This window comes from Caballeronia sp. (genome assembly GCF_028292365.1).
Taxonomy (GTDB): Bacteria; Pseudomonadota; Gammaproteobacteria; order Burkholderiales; family Burkholderiaceae; genus Caballeronia.
This window is the reverse complement of the sequence record NZ_JAQGMM010000571.1, coordinates 1-6,009: the sequence shown is the minus strand read 5'-3', so window position 1 is coordinate 6,009 and position 6,009 is coordinate 1. Positions and strand designations below refer to the sequence as shown.

Genomic DNA, 6,009 nt, shown 5'->3' with positions numbered 1-6,009 from the left:
CCGCCGAGCAGGAACGGCGAGCCGACATAACCAGCTAGTTCCTTGAAACCGTCGAGCACTTGAACGCCCGCGAGATCGGCGGCCATCACCGGGTGCAATGCGAGCATGGCAAGCATGCCGAGGGCGCCGACAACTCTATGTTTGATACTCAATGCATTCATTTCCGAACCTGATCCATGACGCTACCGGCACACCATGCGGTGTGCCGCGCAGGCAGCCTTTATTGAGTAAGCAGTGTGGTCGGCGTTTCCAGCGACGGATCGACGTTGTACTGCTGGAAGGTCTTCTTCTGCGTCTGATTTGCCTGCATGATCTTCAGTCCGTCGGATACGGCTTTGATCATGTCGGAGTTGCCTTTCTTCACGCCCACGCCAATGTTATTGCCGCTCTTCACCATGAAGCCGCGCATGTAGAGCTGCGGGTTCTGTTTCGCGAGACCATCGACGAGCGCCAGGTCGGTCATGAATACATCGGCGCGATGGCTTGCAACGAGGCGCGCGCCTGAAGCCATATCGGTGGACGGCATGACGGTCACCTCAGGCTTGTTTTCCGCTTTGCATTTGGCGGCTTGCGTTTGCTCCATCGTCAGTTCGACGGTGCCGACGCCTGCCGTGACCGTGAGGCCGCAGAGCTTGGACATGTCATCGATCTTCTTGGGGTTGCCGGCTGTCACCAGACCGCCCGTGCCGGCCTGCATATATGTGACGAAGCTCGTCTCCTTTGCGCGTTCCGGCGTGTAATACAGCAAGTCCCACATCACATCGATCTGTCCGGCACGAAGTGCGGGCAGCAAGCCCGACCAGCCGCCGGTGAAGAATTCCGTCTTCACGCCCGCGCAGGCGAACACGGCGCGGGCCATGTCGGCGTCGGCGCCGATGATCTTGTTGAAATCCATGCTGTCACGAAACGCATACGGCGGTGACTCTGGGTCCACGCCGATCTTGATGGTCTTGCCCGCAAGCGATGGATATTTCTGCGCCACCTTAGACGGTTCGCATGATTGCGCTGACGCAGTTTGTGCGAGGAGGAGGCCGGTGACTGCACATAGCAGCAGTTTGATTGCCTTTGACATGAACATGGCGAATCCTATTCAGGTTGAACGATACAAGAGCGAAAGAGGAGGTACGGCGAAGCGAGAATGAAGTGATCTAACGGCCGAGAAAGTCCATGTGGCTTGCAATCGAACCCGGCGTAGTGACGCAGATGCGGCCTGTGTCGCGTGCGCGGGCAATATGTTCGAGCGCCCGCCGCAAGTGACACAAACGATGCGGTTGTCCCATCAGGTACGCATGCAACGCGATGCCCATTACCAGCGGCTGACGCGCGGATTGCCGCAGCATTTCCTCGAAGTGATCGATCACCAAATCGGCGAACGACTTCGCGTCCATTTGGCGCGCAAGGATCATCGGGATATCGTTCACTTCTTCCGGATACGGAATCGCCCACAGCGGCTGACCGTTGCGCGTATGCAGGCGCGTGGGCTGGTCGTCGTGACACCAGTTGAGCGTGTACTGGTAACCCGCTTCGGCTACAAGATCGCTTGTGACATGACTTTCCGAGAGCCACGGGGATAACCAGCCCGCGGGCTGCTGCGCGCTCTCCGCCGCGATCCGCTCGCGGCATGCCACGATCAGCGTGCGTTCGTCGTCTTCGGTAAGCGTTCCTTGTCGTTCCGAATTCGTATGGCCGTGCGCGACGAGTTCGTCGCCGCGCTGAGCGAACGCCGCGACTAGCTCCGGGCAGTGATCGTAGAGCGCCGTGTTGATGATAGCGGCGGTAGGCAGCGCGAGTTCATCGAAGAGATCGAGACAGCGCCATGCGCCCACGCGCAATGCATACTCACGCCACGCGTGATTCAGCACATCGGGTTCAGGCATCACCGGACCGATAGTCGGCCCCAGCCCTTCACCGAACGCAAAGTGCTCGATGTTGAAGCCGATATAGACCGCGAGCCGCGAACCGTCAGGCCAGCGATAAACAGGGCGGTCGTTGATCGGCGAATATTGAAAGCGCCCGTGGCCGGGCAGCGCGCGATATGCGGGAGAATCCATGTTCCAGTGAGTCCTGTCGAGCGGCGCTACGCCTGTGTTCACGTCAGAACCAATGGTAGGGATGCCAAAATAGCCGCATCGAGATTGCTGCGAACAAACTCTTGTCCGCACGCGCATTGAAGGTCACCACTCGCTACTTCACGCGTCGAAGAGCGCCTTCCGGATGATCGCGTGAACACCCCAGTTGCCGTCCACCACCTGCGTCACGCCGAAGTCGACCGCGACTGAGATCAGCGAGATCGCCTCATCTTCGGAGAGGCCCTTGGTCGTCATCAGGAAGCGCCGCGTTTTGATGAACGCGTCGCGCATCGCGAGGTCGAGGGTCGATTTTTCATACACGGCGCTTTGCGCGCTGGTGCCGAATTCGGCCAGATAGTTCGGATAACTGAAGCCGTGAAGAACCCATTCCTCGGCGGTTTCGACCAGCGGGTAGGTGAGGTCCGCAAACGGCTGGCCGCTGAGCGTCTCTTTCTTATGAACCACCAGTTGGAAGTCGCCGGTGAGCGAACACTCGATCGCGGTACCGCACAGTTCCGAGTCTCCTTGCGATGCATGGGGGTCGCCAATGGAGAGCAGCGCGCCCGGCACCCCGACTGGCAGGAACACGCTCGCGCCGCGCGTCAGGCGCCAGTTGTCGAGATTGCCGCCGAAGGTAGACGGCGGAATCGAATCGATCAGACCGTCCTGCTGCGGCGCGACGGTGATCACGCCGAAGTGCGGACGCACCGGGATTTTGACGTTCTTGAGGATGTCGTGATTCTCGACGACCGTCGAATGATCGACCGGAACGCCGGGATAATCGATTGTCGGATGCATCACGCCAAAGGGATCGCGCTGAGGTGTCCAGCGGAAGTTATAGACAGCGCGCGCGCATGCGGTTTCGCCGGCGGTGGCGTCGGCGTCGAGTTCATAGATGGTGACGACCTCGCGCGGTTTCGGCTCGGTCAATAACTCGCGATAGTGAAAGCCCCACCACGCAGCAGCATTGCTGCCGAACGCGCGGCCGGCGAATTTCGGATTGGCGCAACTGCGCGGGTGAATATCGACGATACGCACTTCCAGCACATCGCCGGGTTCCGCGCCGCGCACGGCAATCGGTCCGGTGCAGATATGCACGCCGAAGCCTTCTCCCGCGCCACGTCCGTAGATTGACGCGTCCATGGGGCCCGCGCCGCGGCGGTTGACGTTCTTGCGCGCGGCGGTCCAGTGGAACACGCTCTCGGCGCCAGGATCGCCTTGCACCATGCGCTCCCAGTCATCCGCCGCGTGTTGCGTGAGCGTTTCGATAGTCACTGTATCGCCGCTGTTCACTTCGAGGACGGGCTTGAGATCGTGACTGAAGTAACCCCAGTGAATTGTGTTGGCTGTTGCACGCAACAAATGATGACGCGGCTTGCCGGACTCGCGCGGCGGTTGTGCTGAAGGCGCTTCAAGCTGCTCGGCAAAGCCGCTCTCGTCCATAACTTCATGAACCGCGCCCTGCTCGGCGAGCTGTGCGTGCACGAGCAAAGTCACGGCATTGACAGGCAAGCCGCGCGAGATTCGCCGCACGAGATGGCGCGCTAATTCAAGACCCGCTTCATGTCGGAAGGTGCGCGGCGACGCACCATATTGCTCGCGGAACACGCGGCTGAAATACGCGGGATCGTTGAAACCCCAGCGGAAGCAAACATCGGCAATCGAAACCTTTTCATACAGCGGATTGACCAGCTCCGCGCGGCAGCGCTCCAGCCTGCGCGAGCGCAAGTAGGTCGAGAAATTCTGCCCAACCGCTTCAAACAGCTTCTGCAGATAGCGCGGCGAGACGCGCTCTTCTTTCGCTATCGACGTCAGCCCGAGATTGGGGTCAGCGAGGTTGCCTTCGATGGTTCGACATACGCGCGAAAAGATCGCGGCCTGAGATGGCGTGAGGCCGCTGTAGCTCCCTTCCTTGTCGTGACCGGCGAGACTCGCGACCAGGAATTCCGCGAGCGCGAGTTCGAGGGGACGCAGCTCATCGAGCGACAATGTCTCCACGCTTTCAGCAATCGAGCGCAGAAAGCCCGAGAAGACGTGACCGATGCCGGCCTCGCCCGGCAAACGCCCCGCACGCAGCGAGAACGGCGTAAGAAGGCGTGCGTTGATGGCAGAGCGGGGCACGCGGATCACGAACGCGCGGAAATCGGACGTGAACGACAGGCGCGCTTCCTCGCGCGACGACGCATAAATAATATCGCCGGTCGCAATCCGCGCGCGCACGCCGTCGGCGACGAGCGTCGCGCCGCCGTCGAGATGTAGCACGATCACGAGACTGTCGGCACCGTCGACCTTGAGCTCGATGGTTTGTGCAAATGCGGCCAGCGCGATCAGCTCAAAGCCGCTGCTCGACTTGCGCGACTTGATGGTTCCATTCAAGGGGCGCACGGCTGCCTGAGGCGCGCCGCAGCACAGACCAAGCCGGTCGAGCGCCTCGCTCCATGCGCGCAGGCGATCTACTTCGGCGTACGACTCGGTGGTGAAATGCAGTAAGTCCAACTCAGGCTCCCGGACTCTGACGAACGTCAGTCGAGTGATTCAAAGGCAATGTCCGTGCCATCGATAACAACGCCCTTAGCGCCGCCGCGCTGCGCTACAACGGTGCATGGACGCACCACCGCCTCGCTACGCTACAACGGTGCGTTTGCGCACCGTTGTAGCGCGCGCACGCACAACTCACGCGCGAGGCTGTTTCTTCGGAGGAAAAATGCTGCGGGGGATCTTGCAGTGAATACCTTGACGGCCATCGACGACTTGGGTCACGGAGAAATCCGCGGCAACGCTCATTAGCGAATACGCGTCGTCGCGCGACAGGCCTTGCTGCTCGGTGAGCAACAACAACATATCGCGTGCAGCGTTTTTCGTCGCGATGTCGAGGTCTTCATCGAAGCCATGAACGATCCAGAAGTCCGGTGTTTCCAGCAGCGGCGAGGGAAATGAGAAGTCGCGCCGCAGCACGATCTGAAACATCACATTGAGCGACGCCTCGATCGCGGTTCCGCTGATCTCGCCATCGCCTTGCGATACATGCGGGTCACCGATCGAGAACAACCCGCCGTCCACGGCGACCGGGTAATACATGGTCGAGCCCGCGCCGATGCGCCAGTTATCGATATTGCCGCCATGCGCGCCCGGCGGCACGGTGCTCACACGGCCGGCCACGTCGGGCGCGACCCCTGCTGTGCCCAGATGAGGGCGCACCGGCACGCGAATGCCTTCGAGCGCGAGCTCGCGGCAACAGTCGCGAATCTCCGAGCGCTTGCCCGGCACGAGATATTTACCGGGATAGTCATACGCATAGAGCGCGTGAGCCGTGTTCGAAGCCTGATCGAGTTCGTAGATAGTGACGCGCTCTTTCTCGAAGTCGGTGAACAGATGACCCCAGTGCGCCGCGAGATTCGAGCCGTAGTTGAAGCGCGGAATCATTTGCAGATAACGCACTTCGAGCAGGTCGCCGGGCTTCGAGTCCTTCACAAAAATCGGTCCCGTCATCAGATGCACGCCGGGTTCGCGATCGGATTCGGGGATCGTGTCGTAGAGCGCGCGCACCTTGTCATCCATCATGAGGTCGGGAGCGTCGCCAGCATGGTGCGTGATCGCTTCGGCACGAACGAAGTCGCCGCTCTCGACGATCAGTGCGGGCGCTAGCGCCGCATCGAAATATCCCCAATGAACATTTTTCTGGATGGCAGGCAAGTCGTGAAGCATGCTTTCTAAAGCTCCGTAAGAGTGTGCGATCGGTGCAACGCGACCGAAGCCAGATCGTACGAGCGACAGAATAGATACACTTGGGTGACTGCGTACAAAAGCTTGTGCGTGGGCGAATCGGGTTGCAGCGCCACCCCGCTTCGCAGCACTTAGGCTACCGCCGGACTCAGCGCTTTCATTGTCGTTCACATCATCCTGTAAGGTCCCGCAGCATACCAGCCTGCACTATTGCAAC

General features: G+C 60.4%; 4 protein-coding genes. All 4 read right to left on the bottom strand.

Translation table 11 applies throughout. The features are described from left to right. Nucleotides 1-220: 220 nt before the first annotated feature. The 4 genes from JWR14_RS33705 to JWR14_RS33690 all read right to left on the bottom strand — a co-directional run bounded on the left by JWR14_RS33705 (nucleotide 221) and on the right by JWR14_RS33690 (nucleotide 5,774). Nucleotides 221-1,072, bottom strand: a complete 852-nt coding sequence (locus tag JWR14_RS33705) for an ABC transporter substrate-binding protein (RefSeq protein WP_299718115.1) — start codon at nucleotides 1,070-1,072, stop codon at nucleotides 221-223. A gap of 76 nt (nucleotides 1,073-1,148) precedes the next feature. Continuing rightward, nucleotides 1,149-2,051, bottom strand: coding sequence for a polysaccharide deacetylase family protein (locus JWR14_RS33700; protein WP_299718114.1), 903 nt, complete (start codon nucleotides 2,049-2,051; stop codon nucleotides 1,149-1,151). Between the two features lie 138 nt (nucleotides 2,052-2,189). Then, the gene (locus JWR14_RS33695) at nucleotides 2,190-4,565 is read right to left on the bottom strand and encodes an acetamidase/formamidase family protein (protein ID WP_299718113.1); all 2,376 of its coding nucleotides are present in this window, start codon (nucleotides 4,563-4,565) and stop codon (nucleotides 2,190-2,192) included. A gap of 177 nt (nucleotides 4,566-4,742) precedes the next feature. After that, entirely contained in the window at nucleotides 4,743-5,774 is a 1,032-nt protein-coding gene (locus JWR14_RS33690; protein WP_299718112.1) for an acetamidase/formamidase family protein, read from the bottom strand. Nucleotides 5,775-6,009 lie beyond the last annotated feature (235 nt).